The organism is Methanosarcina sp. WWM596 (genome assembly GCF_000969965.1).
GTDB lineage: Archaea > Halobacteriota > Methanosarcinia > Methanosarcinales > Methanosarcinaceae > Methanosarcina.
Map to the genome: position 1 here is coordinate 996143 of NZ_CP009503.1, position 18245 is coordinate 1014387.

Annotated in this window: 15 protein-coding genes; 3 read left to right on the forward strand and 12 right to left on the reverse strand. The window is 45.5% G+C overall.

The genetic code is table 11. The annotated features are described in order from the left end of the window. Positions 1-155: 155 nt before the first annotated feature. The 8 genes from MSWHS_RS04475 to cdhA form a co-directional block, all read right to left on the reverse strand. A complete protein-coding gene (locus MSWHS_RS04475) occupies positions 156-1310 on the reverse strand; it encodes an ATP-grasp domain-containing protein (RefSeq protein ID WP_048126360.1) in 1155 nt (384 codons plus the stop codon). Positions 1311-1333: 23 nt separating this feature from the next. Then, entirely contained in the window at positions 1334-2398 is a 1065-nt protein-coding gene (locus tag MSWHS_RS04480) for a 60S ribosomal export protein NMD3 (protein WP_048126362.1), read from the reverse strand. A gap of 254 nt (positions 2399-2652) precedes the next feature. Further along, complete coding sequence (gene acsC / locus MSWHS_RS04485; RefSeq protein WP_048126366.1) at positions 2653-4059, reverse strand: acetyl-CoA decarbonylase/synthase complex subunit gamma; 1407 nt, start codon at positions 4057-4059, stop codon at positions 2653-2655. 3 nt (positions 4060-4062) lie between these two features. Further along, a complete protein-coding gene (gene cdhD, locus MSWHS_RS04490; RefSeq protein ID WP_048126369.1) occupies positions 4063-5373 on the reverse strand; it encodes a CO dehydrogenase/acetyl-CoA synthase subunit delta in 1311 nt (436 codons plus the stop codon). Between the two features lie 247 nt (positions 5374-5620). Further along, positions 5621-6382, reverse strand: a complete 762-nt coding sequence (locus MSWHS_RS04495) for a carbon monoxide dehydrogenase accessory protein CooC (RefSeq protein WP_048126371.1) — start codon at positions 6380-6382, stop codon at positions 5621-5623. Positions 6383-6438: 56 nt separating this feature from the next. Continuing rightward, positions 6439-7848, reverse strand: a complete 1410-nt coding sequence (gene cdhC / locus MSWHS_RS04500) for a CO dehydrogenase/CO-methylating acetyl-CoA synthase complex subunit beta (protein ID WP_048126375.1) — start codon at positions 7846-7848, stop codon at positions 6439-6441. Between the two features lie 24 nt (positions 7849-7872). Continuing rightward, positions 7873-8385 (reverse strand): CO dehydrogenase/acetyl-CoA synthase complex subunit epsilon, encoded by a 513-nt coding sequence (gene cdhB, locus MSWHS_RS04505; RefSeq protein ID WP_048126376.1) that lies wholly within the window; start codon positions 8383-8385, stop codon positions 7873-7875. Positions 8386-8387: 2 nt separating this feature from the next. Beyond that, positions 8388-10808, reverse strand: a complete 2421-nt coding sequence (gene cdhA, locus MSWHS_RS04510; RefSeq protein ID WP_048126378.1) for a CO dehydrogenase/acetyl-CoA synthase complex subunit alpha — start codon at positions 10806-10808, stop codon at positions 8388-8390. A 1379-nt stretch (positions 10809-12187) separates the two neighbouring features. Here cdhA and MSWHS_RS04515 point away from each other — a divergent pair. From MSWHS_RS04515 to MSWHS_RS04525, 3 genes are all read left to right on the forward strand, one after another. Beyond that, the gene (locus tag MSWHS_RS04515; protein WP_048126381.1) at positions 12188-12856 is read left to right on the forward strand and encodes a rhomboid family intramembrane serine protease; all 669 of its coding nucleotides are present in this window, start codon (positions 12188-12190) and stop codon (positions 12854-12856) included. Further along, entirely contained in the window at positions 12853-13281 is a 429-nt protein-coding gene (locus MSWHS_RS04520; RefSeq protein WP_231585581.1) for a hypothetical protein, read from the forward strand. Before MSWHS_RS04515 ends, MSWHS_RS04520 begins: the two co-directional genes overlap by 4 nt. A gap of 451 nt (positions 13282-13732) precedes the next feature. Further along, positions 13733-14317 (forward strand): TIGR00288 family NYN domain-containing protein, encoded by a 585-nt coding sequence (locus MSWHS_RS04525; protein WP_048126385.1) that lies wholly within the window; start codon positions 13733-13735, stop codon positions 14315-14317. A gap of 57 nt (positions 14318-14374) precedes the next feature. Here MSWHS_RS04525 and MSWHS_RS04530 read toward each other — a convergent pair whose 3' ends face one another. The 4 genes from MSWHS_RS04530 to MSWHS_RS04545 all read right to left on the reverse strand — a co-directional run bounded on the left by MSWHS_RS04530 (position 14375) and on the right by MSWHS_RS04545 (position 17941). Beyond that, positions 14375-15352 carry a methanogenesis marker 12 protein gene (locus MSWHS_RS04530; protein ID WP_048126387.1) on the reverse strand — a complete coding sequence of 326 codons (978 nt, stop codon included), beginning with the start codon at positions 15350-15352 and terminating at the stop codon, positions 14375-14377. A 23-nt stretch (positions 15353-15375) separates the two neighbouring features. Next, a complete protein-coding gene (locus MSWHS_RS04535) occupies positions 15376-15729 on the reverse strand; it encodes a DUF2103 domain-containing protein (protein ID WP_048126389.1) in 354 nt (117 codons plus the stop codon). A gap of 362 nt (positions 15730-16091) precedes the next feature. Beyond that, positions 16092-16529 (reverse strand): ACT domain-containing protein, encoded by a 438-nt coding sequence (locus MSWHS_RS04540; RefSeq protein ID WP_048130219.1) that lies wholly within the window; start codon positions 16527-16529, stop codon positions 16092-16094. A gap of 107 nt (positions 16530-16636) precedes the next feature. Further along, on the reverse strand, positions 16637-17941 hold the full coding sequence (locus tag MSWHS_RS04545; protein ID WP_048158790.1) for a phenylacetate--CoA ligase family protein: 1305 nt from the start codon (positions 17939-17941) through the stop codon (positions 16637-16639). Positions 17942-18245 lie beyond the last annotated feature (304 nt).

An 18245-nucleotide genomic window follows, 5' to 3' on the forward strand; every position in this document is an offset into this window, starting at 1 on the left:
TCGCAAATCCCTTATATGAATTGGACATACCAGTATTAAAGTTTACATTAAGCTTTTCCTTAAAAAGATTTTCCAATGTTTGGAAAAAGCTGTACTTTCCCAATCAAACCTCATGCTTTTCTGGCAGGGTTCATAGGATTTCTTTCTTCTTTCGTTCAGTTTATAATAAAAGTCTTTATCCTCTCTGCCCCACTTTCAAGAGATTGGACTGCCTTGTCTCTTGTTGAAGCGCATGCAAACAGGGAGGTAAGGGGCCAGTCAGGCTCGGTAACGGTTCTCATGGAAGGAATATCAGCGCTTTTTTCCCTGAGAATGACGTTCATGAGCTTTCTGTCTATAAAAAGTTCTCGATCCGAGTAAAGAATCCCTCTTGCAGCAAATAATTTTGCTTCTGGTTTTTCAGGAAGTTCCCCCCTGAAGCAGCCAATATGGGATTCAAAAAGGTTAATTCCCACTGCCATCTCTATGGTATCCAGGCTGCCCTGGAACCTTGGGTTTACTTCCAGCACTACAGGTCCCTTTTCCGTGACCAGGAAATCCACCCCATTTGAGCCCAGGAGCCCGAGTTCGAGCACCAGGTCTTCAGCAAGGGCTTCCATCTCCTCTGCGTGTTCCGTCCTGAAAGGAGTTACGTTTCCGCAGTAGGCAAAAGGCAGCCTCGAGAGCCAGGGCGTCCCTATCAATTGTTCATTTACAGCAATTGCCAGGGCTTGATTGTTTGTGGAAAGCAAAGAAACGCTTGAAGGAATTCCTTCCAGAAACTCCTGAACTACAACCTCCTCTTCTGCGAATCCCGGGTCCAGCCTGGATAATTCTTCTAAAGCTGACAGCAGTTCCTGCCTGTTCCTTGCAACCCTGTTAAAGATTCCTCCTCCCCCTGAGGCAGGTTTGAGAATAACTGGGTATTCGATAGCATCCAGTTCTTCCGGAGAATAACAGCGAGGGTGTGGCATCCCCAGGGCTTCAAGTTTTTTTGCAAGGTGTAGTTTGTTTGAGGCTTCCTTAACGGTGTCGGGACGGCTGGCCAGTACAGGGCAGGGGAAACTGCCAGGGTCCAGCATCTCCATTCCCGAGCCGGGTACGATGGCGTCAAAGTTAAGCCCGAAGGCGTCCATTTTAGCTATTATCCAGCGAGGATCAAGCTGATGGAGTTCGCTTGAAGTCCTGGACTCAAGGAGAACTGATGCATATGCACATTTCTGCAGGTCAAGGTCACGAAAAGCATCTATAGAGCAGACAGTATAACCTGCCCTGTTTGCGGAGCATACAATGTTTCGTGTATCAAACCCAATTGCAAGGATATTCTGCATGTTTCCCCGTTTTTCTGGATTTCTTATTTTTCCTGCGGAACATCGGAGTGTGCCAGCGCAAAGATTCCATATTCGGTTTTCAGAACCGGGATTTCATTTCCTGCTTCTGCGCTAAAAGACATCGGCTTTTTTATTGCAACAGTTTCATAGGTCTGAGGGTCAAGCACAAGAATTGCATTTTCTTCGATTGAAACCAGAACTGTATAAACTGCATCCCCAATATTTGCAATTTTTTCTGCACCTTTGAGTTCTTCAGGGGTTGAGATAAACCGGGAGCCGTCTTCAAGGCTGACCCCGTTGACCTTCTTGCCTGAGCTTCTTATCTGGATAATTCTTCCTCTGAACCTTATCACATCCCCTGGCCTGAACTCCGGAAGGCGCATGGCGAAAGTAATTCTGTAGATGTTTTTCCCATCTTTCATTCCAACAAGGGTAGGAGACTCGGAAAAACTGCCTCCAAGCTCGTTAACGATCAGCCTGCAGACCTGCCTGCTGGCGTTCATGGAACCCATGTAGAGGTCGATTCCCTCTTTCAGTTCAAGGGCTTCGCTTATAAAGGCTAGACGGTCGCCTTTCTTTTTCATGCTTTCCATGGATTCCCTGGCAATAGAAGAGCAGCGCCTCCTTTCCTCTTCAGTCGGGAACCTGCCTGTTGCCCTTATCTGGAGAATTGCTTCAAAGTATCCCCCGGATTCACGGCTGCACATATCGCAGGCTGTCCGCTGAACCCTTACTTCGGTCTCAGCTTCGGCATGGACTGGCTCTCCTCTTACAACTGCATCTATTTCGGCCCTCACCATATATATATAAGGCGTAACTTCTCTTGGTTCAAGGCCGAGTTCCACATCTTCGGCTTCATTGTGGATAAAAAGGGCATTTTCTACGGCTTTCAGCACCACTTCTTCTATATTGCCGATATTTTCCCAGCGGCTCTTGTGGAAGTACGCTCCACAGCTGGAACAGATCCTTAAGTGGAGTACAAGGGGTAGTTCAATTAGCTTGATGGCTTCAAGGAAACAGTCCCTGCAAACGGAATCAAAAAGTTTATCGCATTCTTTGCCGCATTTCGGGCATGTGATTGAATTCATCTATAATCCTTACTGATAGTCTTCTTGGAATAATAGGTCTCGTGTGTTCAGAAAGTAAAGTCTCTACAGTAATACTGAACAGTCCACCTGTTAAGCACTCTCATGTTATTTAAAAATAGCTGGATCCGCCGTTCAAAAATTTACAAAAAAATTTATCTGACGCATGTATTATGAAGTATCTTATTTTTAAAAAAGAAGAAAATTCCGTGTCATAGAGACACGGATATGTAAGGTTTTCAATTTTACATTCGGATTTATTTGGGTGGCCAGTTCTTCTCGACCCAGCCAGGTATACGGCCTGAGTCCATTGGACCAACCTTTACATTTGCACCGAGTGTATCTTCGAGGTCACCCTGCAGACGGGCTGATAGACCTGGGATGATAAGGGTGTTGTGGTTTGTGTCGGTCTTGAGGTCGAAGCCAGCCTTTTCGAAGGCGTCCTTTACCTTGGCGGAAGTCAGCTGACCACCGGCAACTGCAGCTTCCACACCAATACCATCGGTGTCAACTGCAAGCAGCCAGCATACGATGCCATTTGCTGAGATATCGCTTTCTACTGTGTAGTAGGTAAGGGCGAAGTTGGTGGTGAAGAATACCGGAGAGTCTTTGTCAGGTTCTCCAACCTTGTACATACCTCCGTCCACGGATACAGGAGTTCTCGGGTCGGTGTAGATTGTTTCAGCTAGGTGCATTTCAGGCAGTGCTGCATATGGCTCCAGGCTGTGGAGGATCATAATGTCGCCGTACCTGATTGTGAAGACTGAAGCAATAACGGTTTCCCAGTAGGAGGCGCTGACGGGGTCTGAAATTCCTGCCATCCAGGCTGTGAGCGGGAGAGCCATGATCGGGTATGCGATCTCGGTGTCGCCCATAATGCCTGCTCTCCTGATTTTCAGGAAGTTGGTGAAGGTATCCTTCAGGCCTTTGCCGCTTGGGTAGGTTCCCGGGTCGAGTACAATGTCCTTAATGCCTGCCTCTGCGAAAGTCTTTGCAAGGCTCTTGAGACCATCAAGGTCATTGAAGACTGAAACTACAACAGGCACCTTGTATTCAAGTGCAAGTTCTCCGACTTCTTTCCAGTTGTCCTTGTTTGCAGCGTAGAGCAGTGGGTTTTTGTCCTTTGCAACCTCAAGTCCTGCCTTCAGGACTGCAGGGTTGAAGGAACAGAAAATCATAGGCAAGCCTATTTCCGCTACCTTCTTTACGGCTGCTGCGAACTTTGCCGGGTCGTTGGAAGTGGCTTTTATTGCCACACCGTCGAGAAGCAGGTTCCTTCCTACATAGAACTTCTTGAAGTCCGCGATTTTTTTGACTCTCTCAATAAGGGCATCTTCTTCCATGTTGTCTGAAACATCGAAGAACATCTTTGTCTTATTGAAGAATGTGAGCTTGTGGCGGTACAGTACATCGTCTCCACCGATGTTTGCTGCCTTTTCGCCTACTCCTATGGTAACCTGACGAATCTCAGGGGCAAGTAGCCTGTCAAGTTCTGCCAGCTTCTTTGCGTACTTCTTTTCCTTAACCAGAGGTGGGCAGTCTGATGTCTTGCCGGACCTGTCGATCAGCTTGGAGGCAAATGCCATACATGTAGGTTCACCACATTCTCCACAGTTGGTCTGGGGCAGGTACTTGTAGGCTTCTAATGGGCTGTTTATTTTCATGTTTTACACCTCCGCTCCGATCCAGTTGGTGATGTCAACAGGTTCTGCCTCTATTGAGCCAAAGAGGGTCTGAGTGATCTGCTTCAGGACAGCTACTGATGTTGGGTGCATCATCATAAAGAGGTCATTTCCTGCAATGGCAAGGGACAGACCTGTTACGATTTCCCAGATAGGTCCTCTGTACTCTCTTGGGCCCCAGTCTGTGTCCTGACTCAATGGAGATCCAACCATCCATGATTCACGGGCACCCCATGCGTTGGTGGTCCCTGAAGACATCGGGAAGGTCAGTTCGTCATCACCCATAAGAGCTGCAAGTCTGATGCGCTCCATGTTGGTGTAAGCGTAGTCGAGACCATATCCTAGGGCGGCAGTGGTTGGGTCCATTATGATTCTGTCTCTGGGCACATTGCACTGCTTCATGAGTTTCCTGTTAAGCTCCTTCTGGGCGTTCATGTCCAGCTGTGTCCAGGACAGCACATCGTGGTCGTACTTTAATGCGGCCTCTGCGATTGCGGCATAGTCCAGGTTCAGGCTGGCAGATGCAAGGAGACAGCGTTCGCCTTCCGCAACTTCTGCTGCTTTTGCCAGGACTTCTGGGTCCTTCTGTGGGTTCCCTGATCCACCAATTGCTATTGGCACATCAACGGCCTGGAGGACTTCCTCAACGGTCTTGGCTGCTTCCTTGGCAGGTGTATCCTTAATGAGTGGGTCGGTTGAAATCAGGTGGATGGTGATCATGTCGGCGTTGAACTTTTCAACGTTCTTCTTTGCCCATTCTCCAGGGCTGTCCATGACCTCATCGTAGTTCTCCTTGACAGCTTTTGCAAGCCCTATTCTCATGTCGAACACGTCTATTGTTACCTGGTTCCTGTTCGGCATTGGAGCATCAAAGTAGAATGGAAGGGCTTTTTCGCCACCAACCAGCACTCTCTTGCCACGGCTTCCGCCGTCTGCAGAGGTGTTCCCTATTGGAACTTCCTGGATCTCAGTTGTCCATTCTGCGATGTTTGCAACATCGAACTTTGCAGGAATGAGATCCTTAAGTTTCGGGGCTGCCAGAGCAGGAGAAATTGCTGGAGCAGCTGCTCCTCCAAATCCTACGGGATAACCAAACATGCCTGCAAGTCTTGCAAAGTGCTGTGCAAGTACCGCACTTTCTTGCCCGAGGGCTGCGGCAAGCATGGGGTCGAAGCCGCCTCCGAGTCCACCGAGATCAATCTCAATGTCCCCTTCTATAGTTACACCTTCGAGGGCTTCTACATCCATTCCCACGAACATGTTTGTTATATCTGATAACTTCATTTTCTTTGCCATGTAAACCTCACCGTTTCCGTAATTTTTCCGTTTTTGTGAGTGACTGTATGATTAGGAATATAATACAGAACGTGTTTCCAGATCTTTTTCCCTGATCTAAGAACAGGGACCGGGGCAGGAACTAATCCTGCTCCGTTATTCTGATGATACTTAATACCGTTTCAAGCTCTTAAACTGGATCTGGGTTCCTGCCCTCTTTGTTCGGTCGGTTTTCTGCATAATCCACAGGTTCAAAAGGAAGCTGGGGTCAGATCCCCAGTTTTTGTACTATTTTTTCTATTTCTACTGCAGCAACCGAATCATCCGGGATTTCAAAGAGAGGTATACCTTTTATGTCCATTTCCTCGATTTTCGGATCGAGAGGGATCACACCTATCAGGTTAAGTTTCAGTTCCCCTGCCAGTTTGACAATCTCTTGACGGTTTGCATCTGTAACTTTATTTGCAATAACGTGAATTCTGCCAACATTTGAATCCAGTTCATTTACAAGTTCACGAATCCTTTCGGCAGTCTGAAATCCCCTGCGTGAGGCGTCAGTTACAACAAGAAGATCATCAATATCCCGGAGAATTTTTCGGCTGAAATGCTCAAGCCCGGCTTCCGCATCAATGACAACTAAATCATAATTCACGATTAGTTTGTCCATGATTCCACGGAGGAGGTTGTTTACGTAACAGTAACAACCTGTCCCTTCGGGTCTTCCCATTACCAGCAGGTCATATCCCGGCATCTCTTCAATGACCTCATATACTTTACTTTTAAGAATGGATTCCTTGTTCATATCGGGGTTGTCAGGCCTTGGTTTTTTGATTTCAACCTGCAAGGACTCTTTTGCATCCCCTACGGTTTTTACGTTCTCACAGCCAAGGGTTTCGGGCAGGTTAGTATCTGCATCTGCATCAACTGCCAGTAAAAATTTCCCTTTTTTGGAAAGGTAGCGGATCATAAGAGCCGCTACCGCTGTTTTACCAGTCCCACCTTTTCCCGTTATCGCAATTACTTTTGTCACAGAATACCCCTTTTGGATTGTTTTTCTTTTTTAGGCGATTGCCTGTCGTCACTCAGTTATTTCTTTTCCTTCTTCTCGCTGATGACCAACTTGTCAATGGTGATCTTTGCGTTCTTGAAGGTCAGCTTTATTCCGCCGCCAGAACCACCGGACATCATTGGCATTGCAGGCATCTGGAAACCGGCTGCAGGCATCATCATTGGTGCGGCTGCAACAGCTACTTCCTCTTCTTCTTCCTCTTCTTCTTCCTCTTCTTCTGCAGCTGCCCAGGTGGCAACTACGGGGTGGTTCTTTGCCTCGAGGAAGTCTTTCAGAGATGCGATATCAGTTGCATCGTTCTCAGTTGCGATCTTGTCCTTCAGGTCGGCAGGAATTGCTTCATCGATCTTCGCTTTGAGGCCGGAGGGGAGCCATACTACTCTGTTCCAGCCACCGTCAGCCTGGATGAACTTCGGGGAGTAGAAGTAGTTGACACCAATTCCGAGGAAACCTACGATCTGCTTTCCACCACCTGTCTGACCGGCCATGGTTGAGAATCCGATGCCGTTAGGAGCCATTCCCTGGTATTCTCTGTCTACCCAGCCGATACCGTCGACTTCAGGGATATAGAACCCGACTACTTCAAAGCAACCGCAGGATGTGTGTGGGGAGTCAAAGAAGGAGTGGAGTTTTATCTTGTCGAATTCGCCGCTTGAAAGCTTCTTGGCAATCTCGTTGACACCGGTGTATTCACCTGTAACAGCATCGAGAAGGTCACCCTTGGCAATTTCAAACTGTGGGCCTTCAGGGTCTACTTTTGCTGCTGCACGGCCGTCGAACCAGTTAATTGCACCACAGAGGGAGATCCTGTCCGGGGAAACCACACAGACGTTGGTAGGAGCAAAGGACTGGCAGAGGGTACATCCGTAGAAGACGTCTACATCTTCGTCGTGGAGGTCCTTTGTCCTTGCGTCTCTTGCCTTGAAGATTTCCTTTGCCAATTCCATCTGCTTTTCAACTTCTTCCTTCCCGGTGTAGAAAGTGACCTGCATCTTCTCGATAAAGGGCAGTTCTGTCTTGAAGAGCATCATGACGGCCTTTCCGAAGGGCTCAAAGGAGTCCATCTTTCCAGCTGTGTCCTTGGAAACTCTCATCCAGACATCGTACCTCTGGTTCAGGTGCATAATGCCCTGGCAGTAGTTGATGAAGTCGTGAACACGCCTTTCAACCACAGACTCGAGATCAGGCTCGACAAGTTCTCCACCGATGTTGAAGATCATTGCCCAGGGGTAGGTCTTGCCCTCTTCCATATCCTTGAGATCTGGACCGACAATTGTGACTTTGTCGTCTTCAATTGCATCCATATCTGCTGCCCTTACAAGTTCGAGACCAAGGGATTTTGGACCCCCGAGCTCAACAAACATTCCTTCCTTTCTTACTCTTTCTCCTTCAAACATTGGGGAAATCTCAAATGGAAATTCTGCCATTGTGTTTTCGCCTCCTAAATCAAATTATAATAAGTCAATCAATTCATCCAGTGCAGCAAAGTGTTCTTCCCTGCTTATGTTCCCGAAGGACATTGTTGCGTTCTGGATGTAGTCTTTACCGATTGAAATTGATTTTACTTTGGAAAAGTTCTTAGTTCCGGACAGTACCTGGTTAATATAGTACTTCTTGAATTCCAGGATTATTATGGTGTCGTAGTTGCCTTTTCCGTCAAGTCCGGGCCATGCGGGGTCGGTTAAGTAGAATCCGAGCTGGTGCACATTGATGTATTTGGCATCTACGTCCTTGTCTAGGAATCCATTAAGGGAGCTTCCGGTAGCTGCAATTGGAAGGTTTGCCTTCTTAGCAATCTTAACTGCACGGTCCAGAATTTCTGGTCTAAGAACTCCGGTTCCGACCACAAAAAGTGGCCTCTTTGCCTTGGAGATCATCTTGGCTGCCATGTCAGGGTTGATTGCCTTTGAGGTGGTCACCCCGTAGCTGGTAAAGAGCTTTGTGTTCTTTGTAGTGTCAACCATTTTCAGGCCCCCTTGCAGAGTCTCTTGAGGTTAGTAGGCTGTGCCGAGACGTCGAACTTAATCTTCGGACCGGAGATGATCTTTTTCCTCTTCCAGTCGATTTCCCAGCCATGCTCTTCTTCGAGTTTCTTCATGAGTTCCGCACGCTTGGCGAGTGGCAGGTCGGCTTCGGTCCTGATGAACTTCCACCAGTCTTCGGGCATTCCGCCAATATACTTCTGGTGGAGTTCCATCCAGTGGGTCAGTTTGATAGACCTACCCATACTGTTGTCGGATGGGCGGATGCAGGCCTTTGCCATCATTGGGATTGCTTCTTGCCAGGTCTCTGCGGTGATCAGGAGGAATTCCGGTGCTGGTGGGATTGCCATCTCTTCGCCGCTTCTGGCGTCGTAGACTTTCCACTTCTCATCATCATAGTTCTTTGAGATCAGAGCTCTCCTGTACTTGGAACTGTGGGGACCAAGCACTGCGGGGATACCATAGATGTTACATCCGGTTCCTATGGAAGATGCTTTCTGGGAGAATGCACCCCATGCAAGGCCACAGGCACCAACACGGTTCAGGACATAGTCTGCGATTTCCGCGAGGTTGCCTTCCATGGTTCTGCCACCAAAGATACCGGCGACTTTCTGGGCGGCTCCGGTGATGTGAGCATTCGAGACACAGGATCCAATGTTAACCAGTCCACCAGACTGGAATCCACCGGGGAACCTCTCATAGAGAGTCTGGCCGTTCTCGTCTTTGTACATACCCATGTCCATGGCTCCACATCCGGTACCGACAACGATAAAGTTCCTCTTAAGGAATTCTTCTGCGATGTAGTATACGGATTTGGCTCCATCACCGTAGTTCGGACATCCGATGATTGCGATGATACCTGGGGTGGTACCCATAACCAGGTTCAGACCTTCTGCACGGATTTCCGCATCAGATACCTGACCTCTGCCAGCCCTCATCCAGCCCTTCTCTTCTGCGATAACCTTCTGAGAGGCTTTCTCGATGACGCTAAGGATTGGGATTTCTTTCTTACAGACCTGTTCACAGCGGCGGCATCCGATACACTGGTCGTGGAGATCTACAAGGTAGCTGTAGTCGCCTTCCTTGGCATGCTTCATAGCTTCTGGAATCTCCAGTTCTTCAGGGCAGACCAGGTAGCAAGAGCCACAGTCAGCACACTTGTCGACCCATTCCTTCATCTGCTCATCAGATGCAATTTTCCTTAACCCTGCTGCTTCGCGGAGAGGGTGCATTTCCTGGGTGAGCCTTACGGAGATTTCTCCAAGCTTATCGTAGTCAAGGATCACAGCACCCGGAATTGCTCCTGATTTGAGTTCCTCAATTGTCGCATCGACGTCCTGTTCGTCCCTGTTGGGCAGACCATACATGATCTTGGCGTTGGATGCAATAACGGGAATCCCAAGCTTCTGGGCTTCGGGTACGATGTCTCCACGGACACACTGTTCATCAACAACAATGACATCAGGCAGTCCTGAGCGGATGATCTTGAGTTCCTGAGACATGGAACCGATGACCTTGGTGTATGGAGCTCTCCTGTCAGCTTCCTTGTACCTGGTCAGGTCAATTGCGGTACAGCAGAGTCCGCCGAGTTCCATCTTGCCGGTCAGGTCGTGCTCTTCCATGTAGTCCATCATGTAGGTGACACCACCCACGTTGTGTCCTATAACACAGAGGAACGGCTTTTCCTTGTCAATGGTTCCGACACCCATTTCAATGAGGGGGGCTTCGGGATCAGCTTTCGGGAAGTCAAGAGCTGCGATCTGGACTATATCGGAAATTTCCATTCCTACGTGGTCCAGGCTACCGCTGAAAAGAGCCTTTGAGTCGTAGTCGATCTCTGCAGATTCCTGCCCTGCGTGGACGGTTGCAAGGAGCTGGGTAAGCTGTTCTTCTGTGTGCTCCATTGCAGGCTTGATTTCTCCGAGAGTCATTGGTCTCTGCCCGGTGGTAATCGTGATGTTGGGGGTCAGGACGTCGGATTGTCCAAGCTTGAGGGGTAAGTCTTCTCCGAAGACCTCAATCAGGTGATCAAGCAGGTGGCGACCGTGGGCTGCGTGGCAGGCAGTACCGGTGATCACACGGAGGAAGAATTCCCTGCCGTTGTGGCCTAGCATGTCAATACCACAGGCGCCTCTCTTGTTGTTGGAAAGGTCACATGGGCCGTATGTACAGTAGCAGCACTGGTCACACATAGGGGTGATTACTGGCTCATAACGGTCGAGTAATTTCAGGTTCCAGTCATCCCTGTAGGTTGCAAGACCAGGCCACGCGGATGGGCCCATAGGACCTAGATCTTTTGCTTTCTCGTCAGCAGCCTCCTTTGCTGCTCCGATAACATTATTGATTGTGATCTGAACGGATTCCAGATCTTCTATAGAAAAACTCCCGGTAGTTAGTTTGCTCATGTGAGCTTTACCTCCTTAATTTGTTTAAAGTCGACTTCGCCAATTCGATTGTAATCCTGATAAGCGGCATATTGTTAATGATTATTCATTTTATATCTTACCGTCTGCTTCAAAGTTACAACCGTTTAAATGACGTTTTATGGTAAAACGTTCATAGCTCTCAATTTGGACATTAAACGTTATACCAACGTTTTTTTCAAATAAGAACGTTTTTATAGAGAATATATTCTTGTAAAAGTCGTTTTTAGGGCCTTATTTCTCTTCCAAATCCCTTTTTACGCCCTATGTCTCAAAAAAACCGTTTTTACCAACGATTGGGACCTTAATCTTGAGCAGAGGTCGCTACCGATGGATAATAAACACTAATTAAAAGTCTAAATGTACCAAATCTATATAACATTTTCTAATTTGTAACACCCTATTTCGCAATGGGTAAAATGGAATTTAGTGATACCTTCTTCATAAAAAAATCTTGAAGATCTACTCCGAAAGAAAAGCCCTCAATGCCTGTAGATACTGGTTTTTTTGAATGAGTATTCTTGATTCCCAATAGTTTTTTCCATTGATTTTAATATTTGTTATTATTTTTTTCATTTTTTCATACTAACCACAACTCATTTTAAAGATTCTTCATATCTGATTTTCAAATTTCGCACAAATTAAATTCAAATTATTCCCGATCATCGTTAAATATATTATTCGTAATAATTATTTAGTTTATTATATTTTTTATTCTTATAAATATATCAAAACTTATTTATATCGGTACGTTCTCTAAACCACTTTACATAGTAAACGCTGTAAACCGTTTTCATGATTTTTTCCTGGAAAAGAATATCTATGATTTTCCCACTTGAATATTAATCAATGAATTATTTGATTTAAATAATATGCAATCCAATTTAAATAGGAATTTGAACTTGCTTCTGGAAGCCTAGTACTATTATGTCGTGGAAGTATTGTATCGTGGAAGTATTGTATCGTGGAAGTATTGTATCGTGGAAGTATTGTATCGTGGAAGTATTGTATCGTGGAAGTATTGTATCGTGGAAGTATTGTATCGTGGAAGTATCCCGTGAATCTAAAAGGGTTAGGATTCAAGACTGCTTATTTCCAAAGTCGGGGGTTAAAACCATTAATTTGATTTACTGAAATTTGCAGTTAATTACTTTGTTTATCGGGTTTTCAATTTGCTTACCTTTTATTTGTTCTTGAGCTTATGTTTGGGCAATATTCTTGTGTTTGGACAACGTCTTGTGTTTGAATAATATTTCCTTATTCATTTTGAGACATTCTAAGTTGCCTATTATAACTTGCCTTATTATTTAGGTGATTTATTCAATAATTTTATACTGGATTAAAATAGAGAGTAACGGAACATGTTTAACCGTGATACACCATATGAGTCTCGAGGCGGAACAACCGACAGAATCAAAAGTTCTGTTTCTACAAGCCCATCGATGGCAATTATTTTCCTGTGTGTAATTTCTTTCTTTCTGGAAATGGTTCCGGGGGTGGGGTCTCTCTACATCAGTGCTTTTCAGTTTGACCCCGGTTCTATACTGACAAAACCATGGACGCTTGTCACATACATTTTCCTGCACAACGGAATATGGCATCTTTTTTTTAATATGCTTGTACTGTACTTCTTCGGGACTGCGCTTGAGCGAAGGGTAGGGAATAAACAACTCCTGGGGATCTTTTTTACTGCAGGAATTCTATCTGCAATAGGGTACACTTTCTTAAGCCGACCCATTTTCAACATTTACCCCGGTCCTATGATTGGTGCGAGTGGAGCGATTTATGGGGTTTTTGCAGCCCTTACTGTACTCGAGCCAAATATAAAGGTGTATGTTTATTTTATCCCGATGCGTTTAAAACATGCCTTGGTGCTGTTTGCTCTTTTTGATTTTCTGATGGTCAATTCGTCGGATATGATAGCCCACACTGCTCACCTGAGCGGACTCTTCGTAGGGCTCTACATGGGTTTCCGTATGAAGAAAATCCATGAAAAATATATGAGATCGAGGTATGACGGCAGGTGGTGAGTCTGGAAGGAGAGATATTTTCTCAGGACAGGTATTATTATACTAGGCCCGACCCCGGGGAAAAAGTTCCAATTCAGGTTTTAAATTTTAGGAGGGTTTTTGCAGCCTGGTCTCCGCAAATGAAAAATACTCTCTACTTTGAAAAAGCACCTGAAGAGCCTGAAGAAGAAGGTCTAAAAAGAGTAAGGGAAATTATCCTTCTGCAGGTATATGACTGGCTCGCGGGGAAAGAAGGGTTAATAGAGCTTACGGAGCCGGAATTCGAGCAATTTATGAGGGTCTATGAAGCTTTCCTCCAGCATTCAGGGGAAATCCAGTATAGCAGGCAGAAGAAGGGACGAAAAACTGAAAATCGCTTTGAGCTTCTGGAGTCCCCTTACACCATTCGGGAAGTTCGCAAAAGCCCTTTTTCCGATAAATTATAATTATGTAATATATATTATATCCTATGTTAAAACCGTTTCATTTTGAGAGGTTTACTAATATCTCAGGACTTCCCTTTTCCAGGGCAGATCAGGTTTTCAGTCAATCTCTTAGATAAGGCAAAATTAGAACCTTTTATTGTCAAAGTATGCAAATGTTTTACTACAGAAAAGCAATTATTTAGATATAATCAGATTACTACCCGAACTGCCGGGTATCAGGCTTTAAACCTGAAAAACTGTAGTTGTGAAAAACCGTAGTTGTAAACTCATGGCTATTAACATTAAAACTGCGGTCTTTTCAGGGTTTAAGCAAAATCATAGTATCGATCGACATGAGGGGGTCGCTGGAAACTCTACTCCCTCACAGATTAATTCTCCCCGATAATCGGGGTATTAAATATAAAAAGATGCAGGTTGAGTAAAACTGTAAGGATCACAGAGGACATTAATAATGAAGCCTGTAAAAAGTGGACTTGATTCCATTTCTAGATACCTCCGTACTAAGAAAGAAGTCGGCAGAAGGAAGATAGGACTTTTGGTGGATGGGCCGAATATCCTCAGAAAAGAGTTTGATGTAAATCTTGAGGAAATAAGGGACGTTCTGAAGGATTACGGGAATATCAAGATTGGACGTGTTTTCCTGAACCAGTATGCCTCTGACAAGCTTGTCGAGGCTATTGAAAACCATGGCCTTGAGCCTATCATCTGTTCCAGTGATGTGGATGTGCGTCTCGCAGTGGAAGGCATGGAACTGGTCTACAACCCCAACATAGATACCCTTGCAATCGTGACCCGAGATGCGGATTTCAAACCGCTCTTGAACAAAGCAAACGAACACGGGAAAGAGACTATTATCTTCGGGGTTGAGCCAGGATTTTCCACAGCACTTAAGAACTCTGCGGATTATGTCATTCTCATGGACAAAAACCGTATGAGCGGTTATGATGATGATGACGTCAAAGGGGGAAAACTTGACGCATCGGAGCTCGAAGAATATCAGGGAGACGAGTATGAAGAATCTGTGGGAAAAACCTGATTTCTCTCTTTAAAGATAGTTTCTCTCCGATATTTACGGATAGTCTCTTTCCATTCTTTAAGGATAATCAACGTCTACTCCGAGGATCTGTTTTTTTCCGACATAAACGTCCCTTGCTATCTCGGCACAGCCGATTGCAGCGTGCCATTTCCTGAGGCTCCTGCATTCCTTATCCAGGTGTGTGCAAATCTTTTTCTGCACGTACTCTACCTCCCCTATCGAGCCTGCCAGAAAGACCGCTCCGGTAATCCCATAGTCTTTCAGGAGAAGCTGCATTGAAGCGATTTCCATGGCTGCAAAAAGGGCTATTGTATCAAGGGCGAGCAGGGCAGTTTTTTCTCCTTTCTCGGCTGCATTGAGCAGTTCTTTCCTGTCTTTATATGGGGTCCTCTTAAGGGTCCCTGCTTCTATAAAAGCCTGGTTTGCTGTCTGGAGCCCGTCATCAACGTTTCTGATCGCCTGCAGGTCAAGAGGTCCGTGGTGAACTCCCGGAGCAAATATACAGGCGTCAATTGCCCCGATAACCTTTCCCGAAGCAACTGCAAGAGTCACAGTGTTAGAACTTATATCGGAAACTACGAAGTCTTCGTAGCCAAGACACCGGATATGATATGCAATCCCCATCTTTTCCGGGCTTGTGAGATGGGAAAAGACCTTCATTCTCGGATCCACTTTACTCCCTGCGTGAAGGCCGGGAATTGCTATTGCCGGAATTCCGGAGTTTCTGACTGCATCAAATACCCGTGTGCCTCCTCCGGTCTTTTTTCCTGCACCTTCCGTACTTTGAAGGCCTCTTCCTTCAAGTTTTCTTATGTCCTTGATTGCAGAAAAGCCGTCTCCCATGGAGTAGGTCAGAGCAATCATATCGATATCTTCAACCTTGATTCCAAACTCTTTTTCGATGGATACCAGAATTTCTTGTTCTGACATTGCAGCTGCTTCAGCCCTTCCGAGTTCAAAGGTCAGGACCTTTTCACCCTTAATAAGTGCAAAACGCATTGCTGTTGTTCCGTGGTCAACCCCTATGAATACCAAGCAGTAACCTCTCCTTCAACGCCTCATAGGGCATTTTTTAAGATCTCATTTAATTCGTTCATGATTCTGTCCCCTTCATCAGCTGTACCAACCATTGTCACCAGCCTGACTTCCTGGAAACTTCTGCCTTCAGAGAACAATAGCCTGAGGTTCCCTCTGGCGTCAGCGCGCAGGACTTTTCCAGCCAGTTTTCCCCCTGCAACACCTTTTACGGAAATTACGGAAGGAATTACTTTTTTTATTTCGGGGTGCTGGCTTACAAGCTTTATGAGTTTTTTTCCAGCTCTCCCCCCAATAATTGTAGTATGAGATCCGCCAAGTTTACTCTTTGAAAGGTTTTGAGCGTTTTCCTGTAAGCTATTTTTATTTTCTGTCATTTTAGTCAAATTGGCTGACTTTTCTTTTTTGTCGGGCCAATCCCTGTTTACTGTTTTTACTGTTATACGGATTTCCTTTTCTTTATTTCTCAGAAAAGTCTTTCTCTGTTTGCTCTTTTTATATTTATAATATATTCTATTTACACAGTAGGGCTCAGAAAATCTCTGATAAATACTTCCGGCTACAAGTAGCTACTGGTTGCAAAATCCTTCATATAATACAATTGCCACTTAAGCAAGAACCTGTAAAAAGAGAATTTCCGGAATGTTCAGGCACATCAACATAATGTGCCTGGCTATGGATTATTTCCTGGCTTTTTCTTTAAAGCTGCCTTCCCGGAAAATCCGGTGTTCGATCAAAATCAGATCTTTTCAAGTTCTTTCATGCCGATTAGCTTTATATTGTTCTCTTCCAGCTTTTTTATCGCCTTTTCTATCTCGTTTACCCGGACTATAAGAAGGGCTTTCTGTTCCCGGGTGACAAAAGCATAGGCATAATCAAGGTTGATACTGGCTTCTCCGAAAACTTCCGCAATCCGGGACATGCTTCCGGGGACGTCTTCCATTTCGATTCCCAGAACGCTGGTTTCTGAAACCGTGAACCCAGCATCATGGAGTACACTGTGAGCATAGTCTGACCTGTCCACAACCATGCGAATGATTCCGAAGTCTCCAGATTCGGCAATTGTAAACGCCCTGATATTTATGCCGGCGCTTTTCAATTTATTTGCTACACTTGCAAGTCTACCAGGTTTGTTTTCCGCAAAAAGGGAAATTTGTTTTATAACTTTGTCTTCCATTCCAGCACCCATGTCCTTTTATCCCGTATTTTGTTATATTTTTTATTCTTTTTCGGAATTTTGAATTTTTTGACCTTTTAATTTTCAGATTTCTAACTGCAAAAGCTTCAGATCTTTCGCTTATCGATGACTTTCTTTGATTTTCCTTCCGAACGCGGCAGAAAACCGTGTTCCACAAGCTCTACATTTACCGCAAGGTTTAGCACGCTCTTTAAAGCACTTGTGATTTTCTTTTTGAGTGCCATCATGTCCGACATCTTGTCGCTGAAGGCAGACTCATGCATTTCGATCTGGACCGTCATTGAGTCCAGAGGTCCGATCCTGTCCACGATGATCATGAAATGGTTCCCGACTTCAGGGATGTTCATCAAAACCGACTCGACCTGTCCGGGGAAGACATTTATGCCACGCACGATGATCATGTCATCCGAGCGCCCGCTGATACGTGTGATCCTTGGATGGGTCCTGCCGCATTTGCAGGGCTCCGACATTTTTCTGGTAAGGTCCTTGATCTTGTAGCGGATAAGGGGATTTGCTTCTTTTGCAAGGGTGGTGATTACAAGTTCTCCTGTCTCCCCATCAGGCACAGGTTCTCCGGTTTCGGGATCCAGAATCTCTACCAGGAAGAGGTCTCCCCATATATGGATGCCGCACTGCTCCTCACATTCTGTAAAGAGGGGGCCGCTGAGTTCCGAAGTCCCATAGATATCATAGGCTTTAATCCCTGACTCATTTTCTATTCGTTTCTTGAGTTCTTCAGACCAGGGTTCAGCCCCGAAAAATCCCTTCGTTAATTTTGTGTCGTCCCTGATATTGATGCCTTCTTTCCTTGCGACTTCAATCATGTATAGAAAGTAAGAGGGAGTGCAGGCTATAGCTGTCGTGCCAAGGTCTTTCATGAGTTCAAGCTGGCGTTCGGTGTTTCCCGAACTTGTGGGGAGTACGGTTGCTCCTACTTTTTCACTTCCATAGTGGGCACCGAGCCCACCTGTAAAAAGTCCGTACCCGTAGCTTACCTGGAGGATATCATCTTTTCCCACCCCTACGGATGTTAAAGCCCTGGCCAGGGATTCTGCCCAATCATCAATGTCCTTGTGGGTATACCCGACTACCGTTGGTTTGCCCGTGGTGCCCGAAGAAGCATGGAATCGGGCGAGCTTTGAGTTCGGGACGCAAAACATTCCGGTAGGGTATGTATCTCTGAGATCCTGCTTAAAAGTAAAAGGCAACTTTCTGATATCTTCAAGAGTCCGGATGTCTTCCGGGCGAACGCCGTGTTCGTCAAACCTTTTTCTGTAAAAAGGAGAGTTCTCATACACATAATGTACGAGTTTTTTCAGTTTTTCTTCCTGTAATTTTTTCAAGTCCTCTACAGGCATTGTTTCGATTTCAGGATCCCAGTATTCTGGCATTTTTTTCACGCTCTGTGTTCTTTATATTGAGACCTTTTATTTTCAGGCCGCATCTTTCTTGACCTTCTCGTGCGTATATTTTATATAAACCTTAAGCAGGAAACCCCTGAGTCTTTAGCTCAGGGATAATTGACATCCCTTTAAGATCATGCTTTAACGATGGTATCTCTCATTTCAGACCAAATTTTCGTTTCGGAAGATCGAGGCACTATCGGGCGGATACGAACTTCCGGTAGATCTGACAATGTGAGGATTAAGTTGGATTCTCATATTAATAATAGTTGTTGTTATCAAATCAAAAAAC

Excerpts from the sequence above, each read along its gene's own strand:
- MSWHS_RS04475 (WP_048126360.1), bottom strand. The coding sequence starts at position 1,310 with ATGCAGAATATCCTTGCAATTGGGTTTGATACACGAAACATTGTATGC.
- MSWHS_RS04480 (WP_048126362.1), bottom strand. The coding sequence starts at position 2,398 with ATGAATTCAATCACATGCCCGAAATGCGGCAAAGAATGCGATAAACTT.
- acsC (WP_048126366.1), bottom strand. The coding sequence starts at position 4,059 with ATGAAAATAAACAGCCCATTAGAAGCCTACAAGTACCTGCCCCAGACC.
- cdhD (WP_048126369.1), bottom strand. The coding sequence starts at position 5,373 with ATGGCAAAGAAAATGAAGTTATCAGATATAACAAACATGTTCGTGGGA.
- cdhC (WP_048126375.1), bottom strand. The coding sequence starts at position 7,848 with ATGGCAGAATTTCCATTTGAGATTTCCCCAATGTTTGAAGGAGAAAGA.
- cdhB (WP_048126376.1), bottom strand. The coding sequence starts at position 8,385 with ATGGTTGACACTACAAAGAACACAAAGCTCTTTACCAGCTACGGGGTG.
- cdhA (WP_048126378.1), bottom strand. The coding sequence starts at position 10,808 with ATGAGCAAACTAACTACCGGGAGTTTTTCTATAGAAGATCTGGAATCC.
- MSWHS_RS04515 (WP_048126381.1), top strand. The coding sequence starts at position 12,188 with ATGTTTAACCGTGATACACCATATGAGTCTCGAGGCGGAACAACCGAC.
- MSWHS_RS04525 (WP_048126385.1), top strand. The coding sequence starts at position 13,733 with ATGAAGCCTGTAAAAAGTGGACTTGATTCCATTTCTAGATACCTCCGT.
- MSWHS_RS04535 (WP_048126389.1), bottom strand. The coding sequence starts at position 15,729 with ATGACAGAAAATAAAAATAGCTTACAGGAAAACGCTCAAAACCTTTCA.
- MSWHS_RS04540 (WP_048130219.1), bottom strand. The coding sequence starts at position 16,529 with ATGGAAGACAAAGTTATAAAACAAATTTCCCTTTTTGCGGAAAACAAA.
- MSWHS_RS04545 (WP_048158790.1), bottom strand. The coding sequence starts at position 17,941 with ATGCCAGAATACTGGGATCCTGAAATCGAAACAATGCCTGTAGAGGAC.